The organism is Venatorbacter sp. C2-1 (assembly GCF_022832715.1).
Lineage (GTDB): Bacteria > Pseudomonadota > Gammaproteobacteria > Pseudomonadales > Oceanobacteraceae > Venatoribacter > Venatoribacter alkanivorans.
In genome coordinates this window covers 3,569,945-3,592,620 of the sequence record NZ_CP094879.1, presented here as the reverse complement: position 1 = coordinate 3,592,620, position 22,676 = coordinate 3,569,945, and the positions used below count along the sequence as shown (strand labels likewise).

General features: G+C 53.9%; 22 protein-coding genes and 3 tRNA genes. 16 read left to right on the top strand and 9 right to left on the bottom strand.

Features of this window, described 5'->3' with window-relative positions; all coding sequences use genetic code 11:
• Nucleotides 1–31 precede the first annotated feature (31 nt).
• The 6 genes from truD (at nt 32) to rpoS (ending at nt 5,751) form a co-directional block, all read left to right on the top strand.
• Nucleotides 32–1,027, top strand: a complete 996-nt coding sequence (gene truD, locus MT343_RS16145; protein WP_222428438.1) for a tRNA pseudouridine(13) synthase TruD — start codon at nt 32–34, stop codon at nt 1,025–1,027.
• A 260-nt stretch (nt 1,028–1,287) separates the two neighbouring features.
• Entirely contained in the window at nt 1,288–2,025 is a 738-nt protein-coding gene (gene surE, locus MT343_RS16140; protein WP_145466493.1) for a 5'/3'-nucleotidase SurE, read from the top strand.
• A gap of 43 nt (nt 2,026–2,068) precedes the next feature.
• The gene (locus MT343_RS16135) at nt 2,069–2,701 is read left to right on the top strand and encodes a protein-L-isoaspartate(D-aspartate) O-methyltransferase (protein WP_145466773.1); all 633 of its coding nucleotides are present in this window, start codon (nt 2,069–2,071) and stop codon (nt 2,699–2,701) included.
• A gap of 66 nt (nt 2,702–2,767) precedes the next feature.
• Nucleotides 2,768–3,667 (top strand): DUF368 domain-containing protein, encoded by a 900-nt coding sequence (locus MT343_RS16130; RefSeq protein ID WP_145466492.1) that lies wholly within the window; start codon nt 2,768–2,770, stop codon nt 3,665–3,667.
• 252 nt (nt 3,668–3,919) lie between these two features.
• Nucleotides 3,920–4,690 (top strand): peptidoglycan DD-metalloendopeptidase family protein, encoded by a 771-nt coding sequence (locus MT343_RS16125; RefSeq protein ID WP_145466491.1) that lies wholly within the window; start codon nt 3,920–3,922, stop codon nt 4,688–4,690.
• 83 nt (nt 4,691–4,773) lie between these two features.
• Entirely contained in the window at nt 4,774–5,751 is a 978-nt protein-coding gene (rpoS, locus tag MT343_RS16120) for an RNA polymerase sigma factor RpoS (protein WP_145466490.1), read from the top strand.
• Between the two features lie 83 nt (nt 5,752–5,834).
• On the opposite strand, the gene fdxA is transcribed toward rpoS, so the two are convergent.
• Both fdxA and mutS read right to left on the bottom strand, forming a co-directional pair.
• A complete protein-coding gene (gene fdxA, locus MT343_RS16115) occupies nt 5,835–6,158 on the bottom strand; it encodes a ferredoxin FdxA (RefSeq protein ID WP_145466489.1) in 324 nt (107 codons plus the stop codon).
• 219 nt (nt 6,159–6,377) lie between these two features.
• Nucleotides 6,378–8,996 carry a DNA mismatch repair protein MutS gene (mutS, locus tag MT343_RS16110; protein ID WP_145466488.1) on the bottom strand — a complete coding sequence of 873 codons (2,619 nt, stop codon included), beginning with the start codon at nt 8,994–8,996 and terminating at the stop codon, nt 6,378–6,380.
• A gap of 74 nt (nt 8,997–9,070) precedes the next feature.
• On the opposite strand from mutS, the gene MT343_RS16105 reads away from it, so the two are divergent.
• The 4 genes from MT343_RS16105 (at nt 9,071) to MT343_RS16090 (ending at nt 12,403) form a co-directional block, all read left to right on the top strand.
• A complete protein-coding gene (locus MT343_RS16105) occupies nt 9,071–9,556 on the top strand; it encodes a CinA family protein (protein WP_145466487.1) in 486 nt (161 codons plus the stop codon).
• A 130-nt stretch (nt 9,557–9,686) separates the two neighbouring features.
• Nucleotides 9,687–10,724: a recombinase RecA gene (gene recA / locus MT343_RS16100; RefSeq protein ID WP_145466486.1), complete on the top strand. Its 1,038-nt coding sequence runs from the start codon at nt 9,687–9,689 to the stop codon at nt 10,722–10,724.
• A complete protein-coding gene (gene recX / locus MT343_RS16095) occupies nt 10,705–11,193 on the top strand; it encodes a recombination regulator RecX (RefSeq protein WP_145466485.1) in 489 nt (162 codons plus the stop codon). The genes recA and recX overlap by 20 nt, the downstream gene beginning before the upstream one ends.
• A 193-nt stretch (nt 11,194–11,386) precedes the next feature.
• Nucleotides 11,387–12,403 (top strand): helix-turn-helix domain-containing protein, encoded by a 1,017-nt coding sequence (locus tag MT343_RS16090; protein WP_145466484.1) that lies wholly within the window; start codon nt 11,387–11,389, stop codon nt 12,401–12,403.
• A gap of 4 nt (nt 12,404–12,407) precedes the next feature.
• Here the strand turns inward: MT343_RS16090 and MT343_RS16085 are convergent, their stop codons facing one another.
• The 4 genes from MT343_RS16085 to MT343_RS16070 form a co-directional block, all read right to left on the bottom strand.
• Entirely contained in the window at nt 12,408–13,691 is a 1,284-nt protein-coding gene (locus MT343_RS16085; RefSeq protein ID WP_145466483.1) for an NAD(P)/FAD-dependent oxidoreductase, read from the bottom strand.
• A gap of 117 nt (nt 13,692–13,808) precedes the next feature.
• Nucleotides 13,809–14,039 carry a hypothetical protein gene (locus tag MT343_RS16080; RefSeq protein ID WP_145466482.1) on the bottom strand — a complete coding sequence of 77 codons (231 nt, stop codon included), beginning with the start codon at nt 14,037–14,039 and terminating at the stop codon, nt 13,809–13,811.
• 24 nt (nt 14,040–14,063) lie between these two features.
• On the bottom strand, nt 14,064–15,029 hold the full coding sequence (locus tag MT343_RS16075) for a hypothetical protein (RefSeq protein ID WP_145466481.1): 966 nt from the start codon (nt 15,027–15,029) through the stop codon (nt 14,064–14,066).
• Nucleotides 15,030–15,137: 108 nt separating this feature from the next.
• Nucleotides 15,138–15,341 carry a YgaP family membrane protein gene (locus MT343_RS16070; RefSeq protein ID WP_145466480.1) on the bottom strand — a complete coding sequence of 68 codons (204 nt, stop codon included), beginning with the start codon at nt 15,339–15,341 and terminating at the stop codon, nt 15,138–15,140.
• A gap of 287 nt (nt 15,342–15,628) precedes the next feature.
• Here MT343_RS16070 and alaS point away from each other — a divergent pair, with 287 nt between their 5' ends.
• The 6 genes from alaS to MT343_RS16040 all read left to right on the top strand — a co-directional run bounded on the left by alaS (nt 15,629) and on the right by MT343_RS16040 (nt 20,555).
• Nucleotides 15,629–18,259 (top strand): alanine--tRNA ligase, encoded by a 2,631-nt coding sequence (gene alaS / locus MT343_RS16065; protein ID WP_145466479.1) that lies wholly within the window; start codon nt 15,629–15,631, stop codon nt 18,257–18,259.
• 223 nt (nt 18,260–18,482) lie between these two features.
• On the top strand, nt 18,483–19,715 hold the full coding sequence (locus tag MT343_RS16060) for an aspartate kinase (RefSeq protein ID WP_145466478.1): 1,233 nt from the start codon (nt 18,483–18,485) through the stop codon (nt 19,713–19,715).
• Nucleotides 19,716–19,909: 194 nt separating this feature from the next.
• Nucleotides 19,910–20,116, top strand: a complete 207-nt coding sequence (csrA, locus tag MT343_RS16055) for a carbon storage regulator CsrA (RefSeq protein ID WP_145466477.1) — start codon at nt 19,910–19,912, stop codon at nt 20,114–20,116.
• A 68-nt stretch (nt 20,117–20,184) separates the two neighbouring features.
• A tRNA-Ser gene (locus MT343_RS16050) sits at nt 20,185–20,274 on the top strand.
• A 78-nt stretch (nt 20,275–20,352) separates the two neighbouring features.
• Nucleotides 20,353–20,429: transfer RNA gene (locus MT343_RS16045), tRNA-Arg, on the top strand.
• A 49-nt stretch (nt 20,430–20,478) separates the two neighbouring features.
• A tRNA-Arg gene (locus tag MT343_RS16040) sits at nt 20,479–20,555 on the top strand.
• Nucleotides 20,556–20,639: 84 nt separating this feature from the next.
• On the opposite strand, the gene MT343_RS16035 is transcribed toward MT343_RS16040, so the two are convergent.
• The 3 genes from MT343_RS16035 to MT343_RS16025 all read right to left on the bottom strand — a co-directional run bounded on the left by MT343_RS16035 (nt 20,640) and on the right by MT343_RS16025 (nt 22,403).
• Nucleotides 20,640–20,978 (bottom strand): hypothetical protein, encoded by a 339-nt coding sequence (locus MT343_RS16035; RefSeq protein WP_145466476.1) that lies wholly within the window; start codon nt 20,976–20,978, stop codon nt 20,640–20,642.
• Between the two features lie 108 nt (nt 20,979–21,086).
• The gene (locus MT343_RS16030) at nt 21,087–21,617 is read right to left on the bottom strand and encodes a DUF523 domain-containing protein (protein ID WP_145466475.1); all 531 of its coding nucleotides are present in this window, start codon (nt 21,615–21,617) and stop codon (nt 21,087–21,089) included.
• Nucleotides 21,618–21,620: 3 nt separating this feature from the next.
• On the bottom strand, nt 21,621–22,403 hold the full coding sequence (locus MT343_RS16025) for a methyltransferase domain-containing protein (RefSeq protein WP_145466474.1): 783 nt from the start codon (nt 22,401–22,403) through the stop codon (nt 21,621–21,623).
• Nucleotides 22,404–22,676 lie beyond the last annotated feature (273 nt).

Genomic DNA, 22,676 nt, shown 5'->3' with positions numbered 1-22,676 from the left:
TGAATTTTAACGCTGAAAAACGAGAGCCCTTTTGACAACAACACTCCTGCCTGACTGGCCCAACGCTTATCCGCACACCGGTGCCAGCGCCCTGTTGAAACAACAGAATGACGATTTCTGCGTGGAAGAAATTCCGCTGGCGCTGCCCTGTGGTGAAGGCGAGCACGTCTGGCTGCATATTGAGAAGAACGGGGCCAACACCGCCTGGATTGCCAAACGTCTGGCAGCCCATGCGAGAGTTAAGGAAATGGATGTCGGCTACGCTGGCCTGAAAGACCGCAACGCCATCACCCGCCAGTGGTTCAGTATTTATCTGCCAAGGGTCGAAGCGCCGGATTTCAGTGCTCTGAATGATGCCGAAATGACGGTACTGAGTCAGAGCCGCCATTCTAAAAAGCTGCGCCGTGGCGATCTTCTCGGTAACCGCTTTACCATCCGTCTGCGTCAGGTGCAGGGTGAGCGCGCGCTGATTGAAAGCAATCTGGAGCAGATCAAAACACTGGGCGTGCCTAATTATTTTGGCGAGCAGCGCTTTGGTCATGGTGGCGGCAATATTGAATCCGGCCGCGCCATGCTGGCCGGTGAAATCCGTGTGCGTAATCCGGGCAAGAAAAGCATTTATCTGTCAGCCATCCGTTCGCTGATTTTCAATAATGTGCTGGCCGAACGTATCCGTGCCGGGCTCTGGGGGCAAACGCTGGCCGGTGATATCGCCGACGACAGCGGCTTAAGCACCGGGCCATTATGGGGCCGTGGCCGCCTGAACAGCACAGGTGATGCCTTAGCGCTGGAAAGCCGCGTCGCGGCGGAGCAGCCAGAGCTGTGCGATGGTATGGAACACGCCGGTCTGAAGCAGGAGCGCCGGGCTCTGGCCGCATTGCCTGCCAATCTCAGCTGGCAGTGGCAGGAAGACGCCGGAACGACCGATTTAGTGCTCACTTTTTCATTGGCCGCCGGGTATTATGCGACCTCCGTAATCCGTGAACTGATGCAGGTACAGGAATTAGGGCCTGTTGACACTAATTGAATCGAGCCTGCTGAGAGCCGGTTTTTCTCAGAACAAGGAGAGAGGAGTGATATTAGCGGGCTAAATGAATGACGAACGACGACGTTTATGGGGAAAACCGGCCTCAGCCCGAAGGGTTATGGCTAAAAATTCCTCATCCTGCGTTGCTGTTCGCTCGCTTAACCCGTTAGGCCACACTCTCAGCGCCTTGTTTGAGAAATTTTTAGTTAATAACAGGCCTGTTTAATTAGTGTTAACAGGCCCTCGAAGGGTGAATGCGCATGACGCTGATGCTGTCGAATGATGATGGAGTTCATGCTCCGGGGCTGCGCGCCTTGGCGCAGGCGCTGACCGATGCCGGGCGAGACGTCCTGGTGGTTGCGCCCGACCGTGACCGCAGCGGTGCCAGCAACTCGCTGACCCTTGACCGGCCGCTGCATCCGCTGCATCTGGATAATGGTTTTATCAGCGTCAATGGCACGCCGACCGACTGTGTTCATCTGGGCGTTAATGCCTTTTACACAAACCGCTGTGAGCGGGTGATTGCCGGTATCAATGCAGGCGCCAACTTAGGTGACGACGTGCTCTATTCCGGCACCGTTGCCGCCGCAATGGAGGGGCGTTTTCTGGCAAAGACACCGATTGCGGTGTCGCTGACTGGCAAGCAACACTTTGCCACGGCCGCGCGGGTATTGCTGGAATTACTGCCGAAGCTGGAGCTGCTGCGTCTGCCGGCCAACTCGGTGATCAATATCAACGTGCCGGATCGTGTCTACGACGAGCTGAACGGCTTTGAAATTACCCGTTTGGGCCACCGTCAGCGCTCCGATAATCCGGTGCTGACCACCAATCCGCGGGGCAAAGAATGCTACTGGATTTCCGCCGCCGGCGACGTTGCCGATGCCGGTCCGGGCACTGATTTTCACGCGATTGAACAGGGGAAGGTTTCGATTACCCCCATCCAGATGGACATGACCCAGCATACTGCACTTGAGCAGATGGCTGAGCTTCTGAACTGAGCAGGATCTCTGAGTGAACGAGCAGCAGCTGACCGGCATAGGAATGACTTCGCAACGCACCCGCAACCGTCTGGTGCAGCGCCTGCGTGAAGCCGGTATTAAGAATGAAGAGGTGCTGGAGGTTATCGCCCAGACGCCGCGTCATTTATTTGTGGACGAAGCGCTCGCACACCGCGCCTACGAAGACACGGCTTTGCCGATCGGCAATGGCCAGACCATCAGTCAGCCTTATACCGTGGCGCGCATGACTGAAATACTGCTCGCTGCCGGGCCGCTTAACCGGGTGCTGGAGATCGGTACCGGTTCCGGCTATCAGACCGCGGTTCTCAGCCCACTGGTCGGCAAGTTGTTCAGTGTGGAACGCATTGAGCCCCTGCACCAGCGTGCCCGCCAGCGTCTGCAGCAACTGAATTACCGCAACGTGACGCTGAAGCTGTCTGATGGTACCTGGGGCTGGCCCGAGCATGGCCTGTATGACGGTATTCTTGCCGCCGCTGCCCCTGAAGACGTTCCTGATTCGTTGCTGCAACAGCTTGCTGATGGCGGACGGCTGATTATGCCGGTCGGTACACAGGAGCAAAAACTGGTGCTGATTACCCGTCATGGGGAACACTTCAGCCGTAAAACCCTCGAAAGCGTGCGCTTTGTACCTTTTTTACCCGGCGTACAGCGTTAATCTCAGAGCAATGACAGTACCGCTGCTGATATCTGATAACTCTTCATCTATAAGGACAAGGACGCGATGCAACACTTCTGGCTGTTCCTCAAAGGCATAGCAATGGGGGCTGCCGATGTGGTGCCCGGTGTCTCCGGCGGCACCATCGCCTTTGTTACCGGCATCTATACCGAGCTGCTGGACTCCATCAAAAATATCAACCTGCAGGCACTGAAAACGCTGTTTAAAGACGGCCCGCGCGCTTTCTGGCAAAGCATTAACGGCACCTTTCTGCTGGTGCTGGGCAGCGGCATCCTGCTGGCACTGTTGTCGCTGGCGCGTGGAATTCACTATCTGCTGATGAACTATCCGGTGTGGCTGTGGGCCTTCTTCTTCGGCCTGATTCTGGCCTCCTGCTGGCATATCGGCAAAGAAATCGGACGCTGGGGCCTGGCACAACTGGTGTTGCTGGTATTGGGCGCCATCATCGCCGGCTTTATCAGCACTGCATCGCCAACTTCGGTCACGCCGACACCACTGATTATTCTGCTGGCCGGCAGCATTGCGATCTGCGCCATGATCCTGCCAGGGATCTCAGGCAGCTTTATTTTGCTGTTGATGGGGCTGTATGAGCCGGTTCTCGGTGCCGTGCGGCAACTGGATATACAACTGCTGGGCACCTTTGCGGTGGGTGCTGCTATCGGTTTGATGGCTTTTTCGCGTCTGCTGAGCTGGTTACTGCATCACTATAAAGATGCCATGTTTGCATTGCTGACGGGCTTTATGGCGGGTTCCCTGCTGAAAGTCTGGCCCTGGAAAGAAACCCTGAGTACGCGCCTGAACAGCCATGGGGCAGAGGTACCTTTTATCCAGAGCAATATCCTGCCGGACAGTGGTTTATCCTTATTGCTGGCGCTGGGATTGATGCTGGCGGGAGCTTTATTGGTTCTTGGACTTGAGCGTTTTGCGTCCAGAACGGCGCAGTAGTTTTCGTTCGCCCAGAGAGAACAAGTGTTAACTAAAAATAAAAATCTGCAAGTAAGCAATACGGGTTTTTTGTGAAAACGGGTAGAGTTCCGTATATAAGCCGCAAATCTGATAAAAACTTTGAATTTTTTAGACTTATTTAGAATAAGTATTTTATTTTTAAGTGTCTTTGGTTAAAAACAATCAGGCGCGCCGCAGGGCTCAAAAAGCTGTCATTTTTGAGTGTCAAAAAACAACCACCGACGGACGACGATGAAAGCACTGACCACTGTCATATTAGTCACGATAGCTACACTATTAACAGGGTGTCTTTCTGGCCGAGAATTTGTCTCAGTTGAAGAGAAGTTCAGTAAAGGACAAACCGCGACGGGTTTCCATCTTGTCGAACGGGGTGAGACGCTGTTTTCTATCGCCTGGCGTTACGGAATCGATTATCGGGAGTTGGCGAGCGCTAACTCAATAGCCAGCCCCTATGTTATCTATCCTGGTCAAAAGATTGACATAAGAAATGTCGCCCGCCGTTCTGCTCCGGTCACGGTTACTGCCGTCGAAAATCCGTCAAAACCGCTGCCAAAAAGTCAGAGGCCAGCTAAGCCTCCTGTCAAAACAAGTCATAACACGCCAAAAAATAGCGACAATGCAGCCGATACTGACTGGAAATGGCCGGTAAACGGCCGTTTGATTGGTTATTTTTCAACCAAAAAGCCCGTAAACAAGGGGATTGATATCGCCGGTGCTTTGGGAGAATCTGTTTTGGCAGCAGCGGCAGGAACCGTGGTTTACGCGGGTCAGGGCTTACGCGGTTATGGCAACTTAGTCATCGTCAAACATAACGATACTTACCTCAGCGCCTACGCCCACACCAGCCGCATTCTGGTCAGCGAACAAGAAGTCGTTAAAGCTGGCCAGAAGATTGCCGAAATAGGATCTACTGGTACCGACAAAGTGAAACTTCACTTTGAGATCCGAAGAAACGGCAAGCCGGTTGATCCGCTCAGATACTTACCCAGCCGGCCTGGGTAGAGCGGTCGGAAATTAATCAGTCGTTCTGGCATAAAACCTGTTTCGGTTCAGGTTCAGGACGATAACCAAAGGCGGGAATGAACATGGCAGTACAACAACGAGAACTACGCGAAGAAGACGTTTTTGATGATGTAGAAGCGCTGGCACTGGTGGAAGAGTCTGAGTCTGAACAGGATTCGGCAGACGAAACCACAGAACGCTTTGCGGCAGATACATCCTACAAAACGATGGATGCTACTCAGTTGTATCTCAATGAGATTGGGTTTTCCCCACTGCTGTCTGCGGAAGAAGAAGTGCACTATGCACGTCTGGCCCGCAAGGGTGATGAGATGGGTCGCCGTCGCATGATTGAAAGTAACCTGCGACTGGTGGTGAAGATTTCACGCCGTTACGTTAACCGCGGCTTATCACTGCTGGATCTGATCGAAGAGGGCAACCTTGGTCTGATCCGCGCGGTTGAGAAGTTTGATCCGGAACGCGGATTCCGCTTCTCTACCTACGCCACCTGGTGGATCCGTCAGACCATCGAACGGGCGATTATGAATCAGACCCGTACCATCCGTCTGCCGATTCACGTGGTCAAAGAACTCAACGTTTACCTGCGTGCAGCCCGTGAGCTGACCCAGAAGCTGGATCATGAGCCAAGCGCAGAAGAAATCGCAGCTCTGCTGGAAAAACCGGTAGAAGATGTAAAACGCATGCTCAAACTGAATGAGCGTGTGACCTCGATTGATACCCCACTGGGACCGTCATCCGATAAATCCATTCTGGATACCATTGCTGATGAACGTGTAACCGATCCGGGTGAGGAATTGCAGAATCAGGATATTCAGTCCAACCTGGATCGCTGGATTGAAGAACTGCCAGAGAAGCAACGTGAAGTATTATCCCGCCGCTTTGGTCTGCGTGGTTATGAAACCAGCACTCTGGAAGATGTGGGTCGCGAAATCGGTCTGACCCGTGAGCGTGTTCGTCAGATCCAGGTGGAAGCCCTTAAGCGTCTGCGTGAGATCATGGAAAAGCAGGGACTGAACGCAGCCACTCTGTTTGGTGATGCCTGATCACTGAACAGCAGCAATAAAAAAGCGGCCATTGGCCGCTTTTTTATTGCCCGGGGTTTAACCCGGATGCTGAGCTGGAAAACTCAGCGCTCAAGATGCTGCAGTTTGTCCGGAACGCCATCCCACTCCTCGGCATCCGGCAGCGATTCTTTTTTCTCGCTGATGTTCGGCCATACTTCGGCCAATTCTGCGTTCAGTTCAATGTACTGTTCCTGACCGGCCGGTACTTCGTCTTCGGAGAAAATCGCTTCTGCCGGGCACTCAGGCTCACACAGTGCACAGTCGATACACTCATCCGGGTGAATCACCAGAAAGTTCGGACCTTCGTAGAAACAGTCAACCGGGCAGACTTCCACACAGTCGGTGTACTTACATTTCACGCAGTTATCAGTAACGACGAACGTCATCTGGGGTATCTCCTAATCTCGCAAATCATCGGCGCTTTCCCCCGGTTCTTGGCAGACTGATAAGATACTCAGTCTCCGGGTGTTTAGTAATCCGCCATTCTAGGTAGGAGCGGGCAAGTGGGCAAGTTCGTCCGCTATAAATATGGGTTATAGCCAACGGCCTAATGGTTCTAACGAAGTCGTAAAAACCTGCACGCTGGCTATAAGAAGGCCGCTGCTTTACAGCAGCGCCTTCAGTTCATACATCAATTCCAGTGCCGCCCGTGGGGACAAATCGTCCGGATTCAGTGCGGCCAGGCGCTCTTCAACGGCTGACGGCAGGGCGGCGAACAGATCATTCTGCAGCGGCAGATCGGCTTTTGCCGCTTTATGCGTCACTGGTGCCGTGTTGTCCGCACCGCTGGTAAAAGACTTTTGTATGGCTGCAGGGTTGACGCCGGAGCTTTGCTCCAGATGCAGCAGCTGCGCTTTGGCCTGCTGAATCACGCTGTCCGGTACGCCGGCCAGCTGAGCGACCTGCAGACCATAACTCTGGCTGGCCGGGCCCTGTTCTACCGAGTGCAGGAAGATAATACGGTCGTCGTGTTCGGTGGCTTTCAGGTGCACGTTAACCACATTGCTGTGGTTTTCCGGCAGGGCGGTCATCTCGAAATAATGGGTGGCAAACAGGGTAAATGCACCGATATGTTCGGCCAGATGTGCGGCACTGGCCCAGGCCAGAGACAGACCGTCAAAAGTGCTGGTGCCACGGCCGACTTCATCCATCAATACCAGGCTCTGGGCGGTGGCATTGTGCAGGATATTCGCGGTTTCGGTCATTTCCACCATAAAGGTCGAACGGCCACCGGCGACATCATCGGAAGAACCCATGCGGGTAAAAATCCGGTCAATCGGGCCGAGGGTGCAGCTCTCGGCGGGCACATAACTGCCGATATGCGCCAGCAGGGCAATCAGTGCAACCTGACGCATATAGGTCGATTTACCGCCCATGTTCGGACCGGTAATGATCTGCATATTCTGCTGGGCATCGAGGCGGGTATCGTTGGAGACAAAGGGATCGACGATCAGATTTTCGATTACCGGATGGCGCCCCTGCTGAATATCAACCACCGCGTCGCTGACCAGTTGTGGCTGAACAAAACGCAGGGTTTCGGCACGCTCGGCCAGATTCGACAGTACATCCAGTTCAGACAGCGCCGCGGCGCACACCTGTAACGGAATCAGCTCTTCGGCCAGCGCCTGTACCAGTTCATCGTACAGTGCTTTTTCGCGGCTTAACGCCCGGCTTTTGGCACTCAGGGCTTTGTCTTCGAAGGTTTTAAGCTCCGGCGTAATAAAACGTTCGGCGTTTTTCAGCGTCTGGCGACGGATATATTCCGTAGGCGCGGCATCGGACTGGGCTTTGGATATTTCAATGTAATAGCCGTGCACGCGGTTGTAGCCGACTTTTAAGGTGCTGATACCGGTGCGTTCTTTTTCCTGCTCTTCGAGTTTAATTAAATAATCGCCGGCGTTTTCGCTCAGTGCGCGCAGTTCGTCCAGCTCGCTGTCGTAGCCTTCGGCGATCACACCGCCGTCGCGGATAATGACCGGCGGGTTTTCAATAATGGCTTTGCTCAGGCGTTCAACCCAGTGCGGGAATTCCTGCGCCCGTTCCAGTAACTGTTCGGCCAGTGTGCTGTCGAGGCGGGTTAGCTGCTGGCGGATATCGGGCACGATGGCCAGCGCATCACGCAGCCGTGCGAGGTCGCGCGGGCGGGCGGAGCCCAGTGCTACGCGCGATAGAATACGTTCAATATCGCCGACCTGTTTCAGGCTGCTGTGCAATTCTTCGGCGGCGTAATGCTGAATAAGCTGGGCGATGAATCCCTGTCGTTGTTGCAGCAGAGCCTGGTCGCGCAGCGGGCGGTTCAGCCAGCGTTTGAGCAGACGGCTGCCCATCGCGGTGGCGGTTTTATCCATGATCCAGGCCAGCGTGTGCTGACTGTCGCCTTTCTGGTTGATGTCGATTTCCAGATTCCGGCGACTGGCGGGGTCGATAATAATGGCGTCATCCGGCTGCTCGATCTGCAGCGAGCGGATATGCGGCAGATTATTGCGCTGGGTTTCCTGAGCGTAATTCAGCAGAGCGCCGGCAGCACGGATAGCCACCGTCATATGCTCACAGCCAAAGCCACGCAGGTCGCGGGTTTTTAACTGCTGGGTCAGCAGGCGGAAAGCGGTGTCGGATTCGTAGTGCCAGGGCGCCTGTAATTTAGCGCCCTGACGCTCACGCAGCCCGGCAGGCTGGCGCTGATCTTCGTTAAGTAATAATTCTGCCGGACGCAGACGTTCGATCTCGGCCAGTAAGGCGTCTTCACCGTCGACCTCCAGCACCGAGAAACGACCGGAACTGATTTCCAGTACGGCTAAACCATGACGCTGCTGTTCGGAGCAGAGGGCAACCAGCAGGTTGTCGGAGCGTTCATCCAGAAAAGCTTCATCGGTCAGGGTGCCTGGTGTGATCACCCGCACGACTTTGCGTTCGACCGGCCCTTTGCTGGTCGCCGGGTCGCCGATTTGTTCGGCAATCGCCACCGATACGCCCTGCTTTACCAGCCGGGCGATATAGTTTTCGGCAGCATGGTATGGAATACCGGCCATCGGAATCGGCTCGCCGCCACTCTGGCCGCGGGCGGTTAAGGTAATGTCGAGCAGCTGTGCCGCACGTTTGGCGTCGCTGTAAAATAATTCGTAAAAATCGCCCATGCGATAAAACAGCAGAGTGTCGGAGAATTCGGCTTTGATGCGGAAATACTGTTGCATCATCGGCGTGTGCTGGGCGGTTGCCTGGCTCATCGGGCGAGTGTCCTTAAAAAACGGGCGTGTTAATGTAAACGGCAGATTGTAAGTGATTCCGCGAGGATACAGAAATGAGCCCTGAACTGAATGCTTCTGTTGCCGTACTGGCTGAAATTCTGCAGAGCCGTAATCTGCGGCTGGTCACCGCGGAGTCCTGTACCGGCGGCGGTATTGCCAGTGCGCTGACCGATCTGGCCGGCAGTTCGAACTGGTTTGAATGTGGTTTTGTAACCTATTCCAACGAAGCCAAGGTCCGCTACCTCGGCGTACCACCGGCGATTATTGAGCAGTTTGGTGCGGTCAGCGAAGAGACGGTGCGCGCCATGGTGGCCGGTGCCGTCAATAACAGTCTGGGTGATCTGGCGGTAGCGGTCAGTGGTGTGGCCGGACCCGGCGGAGGCTCCGAAGATAAACCCGTGGGTACCGTCTGGTTTGCCTGGGGAAACGCCGAGCAGCAGATTACGGAATGCTGCCACTTTCCCGGTAACCGCGAACAAGTGCGCGCACTGGCGGTTGTGCATGGTATTCAGGGCTTATGCCGCTGGCTGTCCTGCTGACAAAAAAAGAAGGGTTGGCGCTGAGAATAAGCTGTGCTTAAATACTGGTTAAATTTACAGTGATTGGTCATGGGCAGGTAACAGACCGGTCAGACAGACTAACCAGATTAAACACAGACAGGACAGAGCGATGGATGCTAACAAACAGAAAGCACTTGATGCGGCACTGAGCCAGATTGAACGTCAGTTTGGTAAAGGCGCCATTATGAAGATGGGCGAGCAGCCGCGCGAAGCCATTCCTGCTATCTCCACAGGTTCTCTGGGGCTGGACATCGCTCTGGGCATTGGCGGTCTGCCACAGGGCCGGATCGTTGAAATCTACGGCCCGGAAAGCTCAGGTAAAACCACACTGTGTTTATCGGTGATGGCGCAGGCGCAGAAAATGGGCAAATCCGTTGCCATTATCGATGCCGAGCACGCTCTGGATCCGCTGTATGCCGAGAAGCTGGGTATCGATCTCAACAACCTGCTGGTATCGCAGCCGGATACCGGTGAACAGGCACTGGAAATCTGTGACAGCCTGGTACGCTCCGGCGCAGTGGATGTCATCGTTGTCGACTCCGTTGCCGCACTGGTTCCTAAAGCTGAAATTGAAGGCGAGATGGGCGACAGCCATGTTGGCCTGCAGGCGCGTCTGATGTCTCAGGCTCTGCGTAAAATTACCGGTAACGTTAAAAACGCCAACTGTCTGGTGATCTTTATTAACCAGATCCGGATGAAAATCGGCGTTATGTTCGGCAGTCCGGAAACCACGACCGGTGGTAACGCGCTGAAGTTCTATTCTTCTGTACGTCTGGATATCCGCCGTATCGGTTCGGTTAAACAGGGCGACGAAGTTATTGGTAACGAAACCCGCGTTAAAGTGGTGAAAAATAAAGTATCGCCACCGTTCAAGCAGGCCGAGTTCCAGATCATGTACGGTCAGGGTATTTACCACATGGGTGAGGTGATCGACCTGGGCGTTAAATGTGGCCTGGTGGATAAATCCGGTGCCTGGTACAGCTATAAAGGCGACAAGATTGGGCAGGGTAAAGCTAATGCTGCACTGTTCCTGCAGGATCACCCTGAAATGGCTGCAGAAATTGAAGCCGGTATCCGCAGCCAGATGCTGACGGTAGCCGTAGCATCTGACATTACCAGTGAAGTGGATGAAGAAACCGAAGCCTGAGCTGACGCAGGCTGAATTACGCCGGGCGGCTGTTGATCTGCTGTCCCGGCGAGATTATTCCCGCCGCGAACTGACGCGTAAACTCTCCCCGAAAGCCGCTGACCCTGACGATGTGGAAACGGTTCTTGATGACCTCGCCGAGCGTCACTGGCAATCCGATGAACGTTTTGCCGAGTCTTTCCTCAACAGCCGCTGTCAGCGTTATGGTCCTGTGCGCCTGCAACAGGAGTTGCGTGAAAAAGGCCTGAACGCAGAGCAGATTCAGAGTGCTATCGCCAGTCTCAGTGTCGACTGGTATGAGCTGGCACTGGACCTGGCACAACGCAAATGCCCCGGCGGGCTACCGCCACAGGATATGCGTGAACGCGCCCGTTTATATCGTTTTCTGGCCTATCGTGGTTTTACGGGTGAGCAAACCAGTTATGCCCTTGAGCAGCTGGCCATGGCTGAACATTCGGACAACGATTAAGTTCTTGTCACCATCTAGTGAATTTTCCTGACTAAGCTGCCTTTTTGACGACATTATTTTCACTGTCGCCTCAGTCTATTGACACTCCCCTCACCGCTAACCATGATCGGAATCATATATTTAAATATAGAACGAATGTTCAATTTCCGGTGGAGACCGGCAATTAATAATCATAAGATCGTTGGGGAGGGATATGAGCCCAACTTTACAGGTCGATATCGTACTGGTGCAGCACCTGCTGAGTTTCTGGGACAGTCAAGGTATTGATATCACTCCTGTCTGGAGTTTACTTAGCATGACGCCAGCGGAGCCTATGCCGCCATGGGTCGATGCTGACAAGCTGAAGCTTGCCCACCAGTATATTGCCTCGCAAAGCAGCGACAGGCTGCTGCCTGCCCGTACCGGTCGTTATCTGGCGCAACGTGATTTACCGCTGAGTCGCTTATTAAAATATTCTGAGAACCTGTCCCAGGGGCTGGTTTCTGCATTGCGTTTTATGCATCTGTCCGTTGGCAATATTCATTTTGTTGTCAGCCCGGGTGAGCACAAAGTGGTTGTACGGGCTGAGCCCCAGAGCAGCCTGCAACTGCTGCCGCAGCAGCTGTTGCAGGGCCTGTTAACATTGTCTGAGGCCTGTTACCAGGTGTTGGGCCGATGCTATACCGATCAGGATCTGACTCTGCGGGTACCTCTGGAGCCTGATGTTATTACTGAACTGAACGCCTTTTCTGTTCCGGCTGTTACTGCAGGTGAGCATTATGCTCTGGATATATCAGCAGCTGCCTGGCAGCGTCTGAATCCGGGACAGCAGCCTATTCTGTATGCCAGCCTGTTGCGTGACTTTGAGCGTAACGCCGATAAATTTCAGGAACAAGTAAGGTTGTACAATGAACTGCAGCGCATTCTGCAGGGGTGCTTGCTGAAGCGCCAGGTGTCACAGGAAGATGTGGCTGCCCAGTTGGGCATCAGTGTGCGTAATTTGCAGCGTCGACTGAAAGCGCTGGGTACAACCTATCAGGCTTTACTGGACGAAAGCCGGCAGGCGCTTTCCATGCGTCTGATCCGCGATGAAAGTATCCCGTTATATGAAATTGCTTTTATGGTCGGCTATGCCGAGCCGAGTGCATTTTATAAAGCTTTCAAGCGCTGGACGGATGCAACGCCCGGCGATTACCGCCAGGCGTTAAGTGCAGAGACAAATGAAGCCTGATAGCTCAGTGTAGCTTCAGGCGCGGCCGGATAACCTTGTTGATATGACCTACCAGGCTCAGCAGCAGGGTATGCCAGTAACCGTGCAGGGCAATCTGATGCAGCCGGTACAGTGACACATAAACAATCCGCGCCAATCTTCCCTCAATCATCATCGAACCACTGGTCAGGTTGCCCATAAGGCTGCCTACGGTGCTGTAGCGACTGAGAGAAACCAGCGAACCTTTATCGCGGAAAACAAATTCCGGTAGTGGTTGTCCCTGATGACGTGCGCGCAAAGCTTTAACCAGATGACTCGCCTGTTGGTGAGCAGCCTGAGCGCGTGGCGGTACCGGCTTGCCATCGCTGTGCATTACGCTGCAGCAATCTCCGAGGGCAAAGATATTCGTGTCTTCGGTCTGCAGGCTGGCATTAACGATCAGCTGATTGGCGCGGTTGGTTTCCAGTCCCAGTGTTTTCATAAACTCCGGTGCTTTTACCCCGGCGGCCCAGACTTTCAGCCGTGCCGGAATGGTGCCCTGATCTTTGGTAACAAAGCCTTCGGCAGTGGCTTCAGTAATCAGGGTACCGGTACGAACCGATACGCCCAGCGCTTCCAGTTCACGGGTTGCGGCGGCGGATATTCTTGGTGGCAGTGCCGGCAGAATGCGTTCGCCTGCTTCGATTAAGGTAACCTTCAGCTGTTCTGGGGAAACGTTCTTCAGGCCATAGCTGCTCAATACTTCGGCGGTGTTGTACAGCTCAGCAGACAATTCCACCCCGGTTGCACCGGCACCGACAATCGCAATTTCCAGATTGCGTGGATTTTCGCTGTTACTGGCACGCAGGAATTCGTTGAGTAATGTGCGGTGAAAGCGTTCGGCTTGCTGGCGACTGTCGAGGAAAATGCAGTGATCTTTAGCGCCGGGCGTGCCGAAATCGTTCGTTACGCTGCCGATGGCGATCACCAGCGTGTCGTAGCTGACGCTGCGCTGCGGAACGATCAGCTCGCCCTGTTCGTCGTGAATTGGTGCCAGCACCACTTCGCGTTGTTCGCGTTGCAGGCCGGACATGCGTCCAAGCTGAAAACTAAAGCCGTGTACCTTGCCGTGGGCGCGGTAGTTAAGCTCGTCTATCCCTGAATCCAGTGCGCCGGTGGCGACTTCGTGCAGCAGGGGCTTCCACAGGTGGGTGGGGTTGGCATCAATAAGGACGACTTCGGCTTTTCCGCGCCGTCCGAGCTTGCGCCCTAATTGGGTTGCCAGTTCCAGTCCGCCTGCACCACCGCCAATAATGACGATACGTTGCATGGTGAGACTCCGGTAAGTGAAAAAACTGCCGCCATTATACGGACAAAGCTGTCACGATTGGCCGCTTTTATTCATCAGAATTTCACATTAGCGGAGTATGTCTGCGAACGCTGTGTTTCAGCGGGCAGGAAGGGGCGTGGGTTGTTGCCAGATGCCGAGCAGGTGGCTGGCGCCGGCGAGTAAAATGCCTGTTGCCAGCACTAACAGGCTCTGTTGCAGCCAGACCGGCATTTTTTTCCAGCGCAGATGCCAGTGCAGGAAGCGAACATGGCCGAAAGGTCCGATGGCCAGATGCAGCATCAGCAGCACCATGGCCGGAACCATGGCAATCAGCAGAGCAGTAATCATTGTTATATCCGGTGATGGCTGTGCTCAGTCGGCCACTTGCCATTGTTGCAGGTGATCAGCGCAGACCTGACGGTTCAGGGCTTCTTCTGCACTCAGTACCGGCAGTCTAACGCATTGCTGCAGCAGTGTGATCATTCTGTCGTGATACTTGTCTTTATCCAGTCGGGCAAGGGCGTTGACGTATTCGTTGTAGATCACCGGCAGCTTGTCCTGTAATTCCAGTGCGCGCTTGAATGCTTCCAGAGCCCGGCTTTCGGTGGAGCCGTAGGTGATGCGGCCAACAAAGGAGCCGACACGTTCGACCACGCCGGCATGTAAGCCGCCCAGCATCGCCGGGTACAGGGCTTGCTGCGGATAGCGTTCCTGCAACTCTGCCATCGCGTCCTGGGTGTCACCGAGAAAACCGGTGGCCGTGGCGGCGCTGGTATCCAGCAGTTCCAGAATCCGGGCATGGGCATAAGCCAGACCAAATTCGGCGAAGGCATAATCAGGGGCAAGAGGCAGCAGGCGTTCAGACTCGGCTGCGGCTTCACGGAAGGTTGTAAGCTTGGTGTCTTTGTCCTGCACAATCAGTGCGGCATACATCAGCTTGGAGTACAGCGCAGGAATGGAGCCCGCAGGCCCGAGTTGTTTGCCCAATTCATAAGCCTGCTGAAAATGGCCTTCGTAATGCAGACGCCAGACCTGCTGACAGGCTTGTGCCAATGGCTGCAGGTTGTCGTTGAGTAGTGCCTGCAGGGCAGGATGGGCATCGGGCTGGCGTGCCAGGGTTAAGGTAAATTCGGCGAGTTGCGGATATTTCGCCATCATGTCGCGGAGAAAGGTTTCGTCCGGATAGGGCAGACCGGGCCCCTGATTCAGTTGTGGCCAGAATTCCAGCAGGCGGTCAGCGCTGTAATCGAACTGGGGCAGTTCAGCTGGATAGGGTTGCCAGTCGGCAGCCGACACCTGAGCGCAGAAAGACAATAATAAAATATGGATATAACGCATAAACCCTCCGGATGAGGGCGGGATTATAGCGGCGGAAGGTGGCCGGAACCTGTGAATTCCGGCCAATTTACAAGGGTTGATTCCTGCCAGAGCTCGCTGCCGGCAGTATTACTGGAAAGCCTTACCGGTGCTGATCCCCAGTTTCTTCAGAATCATTGCCAGCGGGCAGAAACCACTGAATGCGGCCTGAAACATGTTGGCGCCGACAAAAGCGGTAAACCACAGCCAGTTAATATTGTGAACCTGAGACAGGCCAACGCTGATCAGGATAAACAGGCCGGCAATTGCGAAAATCATGCGATCGACATTCATAACATCACCTTTTTCTAAATTAGAATATGCTTATATAGTTATCTTTGTTGTGTCTATCGTCAAGCAATTTTTCCTGCCGGTGCGGTGGGCGTCAGATCTGACAGCTTATTCCCGTGCTGTTCTCGCTTATCAATGCGGATCTCCGGGCAAAATCCTGTGCTCCATTTATTGTGTGGCTGATATTTACTGCCAGGAACACGCTTGCGGGGACTCGGCCTGAAGCGCGCAAACCGCTATACTCCTTCTCCTTTAACTTTGACTAACCGCTTCCGGATACCCGCAGCCGTATGAAAAGCTCAGACATTCGCAAGGCATTCCTTGATTACTTTGCCTCCAAAGGCCATGAAGTGGTGCCATCCAGCCCGCTGATTCCCGGTAACGACCCGACCCTGCTCTTTACCAATGCCGGTATGGTGCAGTTCAAAGACTGTTTTCTTGGTAAGGACCAGCGCAGCTATACCCGCGCGGCCTCGTCTCAGCGCTGCGTGCGTGCCGGTGGCAAGCATAACGACCTGGAAAATGTCGGTTATACCGCGCGTCACCACACCTTCTTTGAAATGCTGGGTAACTTCAGCTTTGGCGATTACTTTAAAGATGATGCGATTAAGTTTGCCTGGGAATTCCTGACCTCACCGCAGTGGCTGAACCTGCCGAAAGAAAAACTGATGGTTACGGTTTATGCCGAAGACGACGAAGCCTATGACATCTGGAACAAGCAGATGGGCATTCCGGCGGAAAAAATCGTCCGTATCGGAGATAACAAAGGCGCCCGCTACGCGTCCGATAACTTCTGGGCGATGGGTGATACCGGCCCGTGCGGTCCGTGTACTGAAATTTTCTTCGACCATGGCGAACATATCTGGGGCGGGCCTCCGGGATCACCGGAAGAAGATGGCGACCGCTTTATCGAAATCTGGAACAACGTATTTATGCAGTTTGATCGTCAGCCTGATGGCGAGATGATCCCACTGCCGAAGCCTTCTGTTGATACCGGTATGGGCCTCGAGCGTATCTCGGCAATCATGCAGGGCGTGCACAGCAACTACGAAATCGATCTGTTCCAGGCACTGCTGGCGGCGGCCGGCGAACTGACCGGCTGCAAAGATACCGAGAACAAGTCTCTGCGCGTAATCGCCGACCATATCCGCTCAACCAGCTTCCTGATTGTTGACGGCGTGCTGCCATCCAACGAAGGCCGTGGTTATGTGCTGCGCCGTATTATCCGCCGCGCTGTACGCCATGGTCATATGCTGGGGGCGTCGGTTGGTTTCTTCCACAAGCTGGTGGGCGCGCTGGTTGAACAGATGGGCGAAGCGTATCCGGAATTGCGCACACTGCAGGCGCACGTCGAAAAAGTGCTGCGTCTGGAAGAAGAGCAATTCGCCAAAACGCTGGATAAAGGCATGGCGATTCTGAACGATGCTATTGCTGATCTGAAAGGCGACACCATTCCCGGTGAAACGGCCTTCAAACTGTACGACACCTACGGTTTCCCACTGGATCTGACCGCCGACGTTGCCCGTGAGCGCGACCTGAAAGTCGACGAAGACGGCTTCAACGCAGCAATGGATAAGCAGCGCGAAATGGCCCGCTCAGCCGGTAACTTTGCCGGTAACTACGGCAAAGGTCTGGAAATCGACGGAACAACTGAATTCCTTGGTTACACCCAGCTGGAAAATACCGGCAGCGTGAAAGCCCTGTTTAAAGACGGTGTGGCGGTTGAGCAACTGAACGCCGGTGATGAAGCCGTACTGGTGCTGGATGAAACCGCCTTTTATGCCGAAAGCGGCGGTCAGGCGGGTGATACCGGTTTCCTGAAAGCCAACGGCGTTGTCTTCCAGGTGAAAGACACCAGCAAAGAAGGCAAAAACCACCTGCACAAAGGCGTGCTGGTTGAAGGCTCAGTCAAAGTCGGTGACCAGCTGACCGCAACGGTTGATGCGGAAAAGCGTCAGTCGACGGCCATTCATCACTCGGCCACTCACCTGCTGCACGCTGCCCTGCGCAAAGTACTGGGTGAGCATGTCAGTCAGAAAGGCTCGCTGGTGACTTACGACAAACTGCGTTTCGACTTCTCTCATCTGGAAGCGGTTAAAGCAGAAGAGTTGGCTGAGATCGAAAACATCGTTAACGCCCAGATCCGCGCTAACACCGAAGTAACGACCCGTCTGATGAACATCGACGATGCCCGTAACTCCGGTGCGATGGCACTGTTCGGCGAAAAATACGACGACGAAGTGCGCGTGCTGTCTATGGGTGTGGATGACTTCTCGGTCGAGCTTTGTGGTGGTACTCACGCCAAACGCACCGGTGATATCGGCGTGCTGAAAGTCAGCAGCGAAAGCGGTATTGCCGCCGGTATCCGCCGTATTGAAGCGGTCGTGGGTCAGGCAGCGCTGGACTTTATTGCCCGCGAAGAAGCCACCCTGAACGGTATTGCCCGCAACCTGAAAGGTTCGGCCGATAACGTTGGCGACAAAGTTGAGCAACTGATGGCGCGTAACCGTCAGCTGGAAAAAGAACTGGATGCGCTGAAATCCAAACTGGCTTCCAGTGCCGGTTCCGATCTGGCTAACAATGCGCAGGATATTAACGGCGTGAAAGTGCTGTCAGCCCGTCTGGATGGTGCCGATGTGGAAGCATTGCGTACCACCATGGACCAGCTGAAAAACAAGCTGGGTTCTGCGCTTATTATGCTGGCAGCAGAAACCGAAGGCAAAGTGACACTGCTGGCCGGTGTGACCAAAGACCTGATTGGTAAAGCCAAGGCCGGTGATGCGGTTAAAGAATGCGCACCTTATGTCGATGGCCGCGGTGGCGGTAAGCCGGAAATGGCTCAGGCCGGTGGTCAGAAGCCGGAAGGCATTGACGACGCTCTGGCCGCCTTTAATAACTGGGCTCAGGCTCAGCTGTCCTGATCGTCAGATCTGGCTGAAAAACAGCGGGCATTGCCCGCTGTTTTTTTATCTGCAGATTGACGCTTTATGTACTTTTCCCGGCTGCGGTAATTTATCCCCGGTAATAAACGTTGGTCAGGCATCAGACTGTTGCGTTTTAAGCCAATAGGCCATCTTTCTTGTTGTGGACATTTGTTGTTTAATGAGCGCCCCTTCAACCAGTCAATCCCAGTAAAGACACATCATGGCGCTATACGTACAGAAATACGGCGGTACATCCGTAGGTTCTATTGAACGCATCGAGGCCGTTGCCGATAAAGTTAAGTCTTTCCACGACGCCGGCCATCAACTTGTTGTTGCCGTTTCCGCGATGAGCGGTGAAACCAATCGCCTGATTGGTCTTGCGAAAGGCATTTCCGAAAATCCGACTCCACGCGAAATGGATGTGCTGGTATCTACCGGCGAGCAGGTGACGATTGCCCTGCTGGCGATGGCTCTGCAGAAACGCGGTGTGGATGCCCGTTCTTTCACCGGTTGGCAGGTTGGTATCAAAACCGACAGCTCTTACATGAAAGCCCGTATTGAAGATATCGACACCAGCGCCATGCGTAAGCAGCTGGACAGCGGTGGCGTGGTGATTGTGGCTGGTTTTCAGGGGATCGATGACGACAACAATATCACCACGCTGGGTCGTGGTGGTTCTGATACCACAGGTGTTGCACTGGCTGCGGCACTGGGTGCAGACGAGTGTCAGATTTATACCGACGTCGATGGTGTATATACCACCGATCCGCGTGTTGTTCCGGCTGCGCGCCGTATGGATAAAGTAACTTTTGAAGAAATGCTGGAAATGGCCAGCCTGGGTTCAAAGGTTCTGCAGATTCGCTCGGTCGAATTTGCCGGTAAGTACAAAGTTCCCCTGCGTGTACTTTCCTCATTTAAGGAAGGTAACGGCACCTTGATCACGATGGAGGAGATGAGCTCCGTGGAAAATCCAGTTATTTCAGGCATTGCATTCAATCGCGACGAAGCAAAACTTACCCTGAAAGGTGTACCCGATGTTCCGGGTGTGGCATCCCGTATTCTGGTGCCAATCAGCGACGCGAATATCGAAGTGGACATGATTGTTCAGAACGTGTCCGAAGACGGTACTACCGACTTCACTTTCACCGTAAACCGTGGCGACTATCAGAAAGCGCTGAAAATTCTCAGCAGCCTGGCTACTGAACTGAATGCCCGTGAAGCCACCGGAACCGATGACATCTGTAAAGTGTCTATGGTTGGTGTGGGCATGCGTTCTCATGCCGGCGTTGCCAGCAAAATGTTCAAAGTTCTTGCTGACGAGAATATTAATATCCTGGCAATCACCACTTCCGAAATTAAGATTTCTGTTGTGATTGCAGAAAAGTATCTGGAACTGGCGGTCCGCGCTCTGCACACAGCCTTTGGCCTGGATGCAGAAGAGCAGGCAGAATAACCCTCCGTCCTTTCCGATCCTCATTAGGGGGCGCTCAATGACTGAGAGCCCCCTAATAACTAAATATTCTCAATAACGCCTCGCCTTGGCTTCATTTCTGACCATAGTGGTCAATACTGAGCATTGGGACGTGAGAATATCGGCTTAACCGCCAAAGCACCCTAGAACCGAACAGGAATGTCAGGAGAACTCCTATGCTTATTTTAACCCGTCGCGTAGGCGAAACTTTGATGGTTGGTGACGAAGTCACTGTGACTGTCTTAGGCGTTAAAGGAAACCAGGTACGCATTGGTGTTAACGCACCAAAAGAAGTTGCCGTACACCGTGAAGAGATTTACCAGCGCATCCAGCGCGAGAAAGATGGTGACGATGGTCACGACGAAAGTCACGGGAATTACTAACACCTTAATTTTGTTAAAATTTTTCCTTTGATTTTTGCGGGAACGTGGTATCATGCGCGCCGTGAACTGGAGAGATGGCCGAGTGGCTGAAGGCGCACCCCTGCTAAGGGTGTATAGGTTTACCCCTATCGAGGGTTCGAATCCCTCTCTCTCCGCCACGTTTTCTGCTCCCGCAGATGTGTATTAAAAGCGTTGACAGTTAGCACTGACTCCCTATAATACGCGCCCCACGATGCGCGCTCGTAGCTCAGCTGGATAGAGTACCTGGCTACGAACCAGGCGGTCGGAGGTTCGAATCCTCCCGAGCGCGCCATTCTTTCCCCAAGACAGAATGCCACTTCGTGAATTGTTATACCTGATGCGCGCTCGTAGCTCAGCTGGATAGAGTACCTGGCTACGAACCAGGCGGTCGGAGGTTCGAATCCTCCCGAGCGCGCCATTTCTTAAAGCTTCGTCCGAAGTCCAAAGTATCCGCAATTAATCAACGTTATGCATCCCAGAATTTCTGCTTAAGCTGTGATGCTTAAAAACTCCAGTTTAATCCTGCATACATCTGCATTTTCTGGTTTTTCACATCGCGCTGCCAGCCCAGTTCAATGGCTTTAAACAGCGTCAGTCCGGCATGAATACCTGCAACTTTATCTGTATCAAACTGCAGCCGTGGGCCAATAAATAAGGTCGACAGTGTGCCAGGCACGGGAATTACCCAGTCAGCTCCCGCGGCCGGATAATAATCACCGGCGTAGCGGGCATCCTGTTGAATACCGATATAGGTACGCCAGAAAAAATCCGGATTTTCGTTATGCCAGCCAATGCGTAATCCCTGGCTGTCTTTGCCTGCCTGATAAACCTGAGTGTTCAAAAAAGCCTGGGCAGGAGAAGCCGCAGATAAAAACAGAAGGCAAACAAGCACTGGCCGGAGATGTAAGCGCAAAGCAATTAAGCCGGGCATAGTGAGATGACCTTATAATTAATCAATAAATTGCCGGGCGAATGTCGGATGCTGCTGCCTGAGCCATTGCAGCAGGTCAGGAAATTTTTCCGGGCTGAAGCAGGGAATGCCGTGCCCGCTCAGCAGGGCTGCAGTTACGCCCATACCTTTGCGCAGAGTGGCATTAAACTCGCCATTATAAATACCATCACTGCCACAGGATGGAGAGCGTGCCGCCAGCAGGGCTGCAATCGCGCCGTGACGGCGGGCACTGGCCAGAGCCTGTTGAGCACCATCGATAAACTCGCGGGTAAAATCTTCGGTGTCGCGTGAAATGATGCGCGCTTTGCCCTGCAAAACCGCCTCACCATCTCCCTGATAAATTTCAGCAGCCGGACGAGGCGTCGGTAAACCTCCGGCGACTTCAGGACAAACAGGAATCAGAATCCCCGCCTCTTGCCAGCGCTGTAACTGGTGGCGGAAGTTGTCGGTCTTGTCGTCGTTGGCGCGGCCATCGTAGCGCACCGGTTGGCCCATCAGGCAGGCGCTGATCAGAATTTTTACAGACATAAATTACTCCTGTTTGCGCGCCAGAAAATGCACATAGCGCCCAAACTGGCGGTAGGGTTCCAGCGTTCCGAATTCGAGATCGGCTTTATTCACCGCATCCTGACCAATACGGTCACGGATTTTCTGATGCATATGATCGTGCACACAACGAATGCCGCGCCGGCGTTCAATATGAAAACCGAGGGTATTCAGCGCCTGTTCTATGGCATCCGGGTCGAGCGGGTGCTGCGGCGCATTGCCTTCGTCGCGTAAACGCGGGTTGGCCGATTGCGGTGCATGGGTGCGGCCATTCATGAGTTGCCGCCACTGATGGCCGTGCAGGTTATAAAACATCAGCGACAGCCAGCCACCGGGTTTTACCCGGTCGGCGAGTAATGGCAGTGCGGCAAAGGGATCTTCTAACCACTCGAGTACCGCATGATTAAGCACAATATCGAAGGATTGCGGAAATTCTGCGGCAACGTCCTGCAGCGCACACTGTTTTACCGTTAACGGCAGTTGCTGAGCGGCAAACTGATCGCGCGCCAGTTGCAGCATTTCGGCGGAAATATCACACAGACTGACCTGTGCTCCCTGTTGCGCCAGCTCCAGACTGAACTGCCCCTGGCCGCCGCCGATATCCAGTACGCTGGCGTCCTGCAGTGTAATCTTCAGATCGGCAAAATCGGCACGCAGCGCCATCAGCCGCAGCTGGCCTCTGGGGGTTGCATAAATGGTGCGGGCAAAGCGTGCGGCCAGATCGTCGAAATTACGGTCGGGGCGGGTATCGGTGTCTTTGGTGCTCATGGCGTTTTTCGTTGTGTGGCAGTGTGCCGATCATAACAGCCGCGGCGCCGCAGGCAGAGATAAGCTGCATAAAAAAGCCGGCACTGAGGCCGGCAAGGGGGAGAACTTATTGAGAGAAGATGAGGTTCTTAACCATGATTATTAATTGGCAACGATCAGTTTATCCATACGTTCCAGATCGTTAATCACGCGCCAGTCACCGCGCCTTCTATGACCAGGTAATTGGGTCAGTTAGCGACGATCAGCTTATCCATACGTTCCAGATCGTTAATC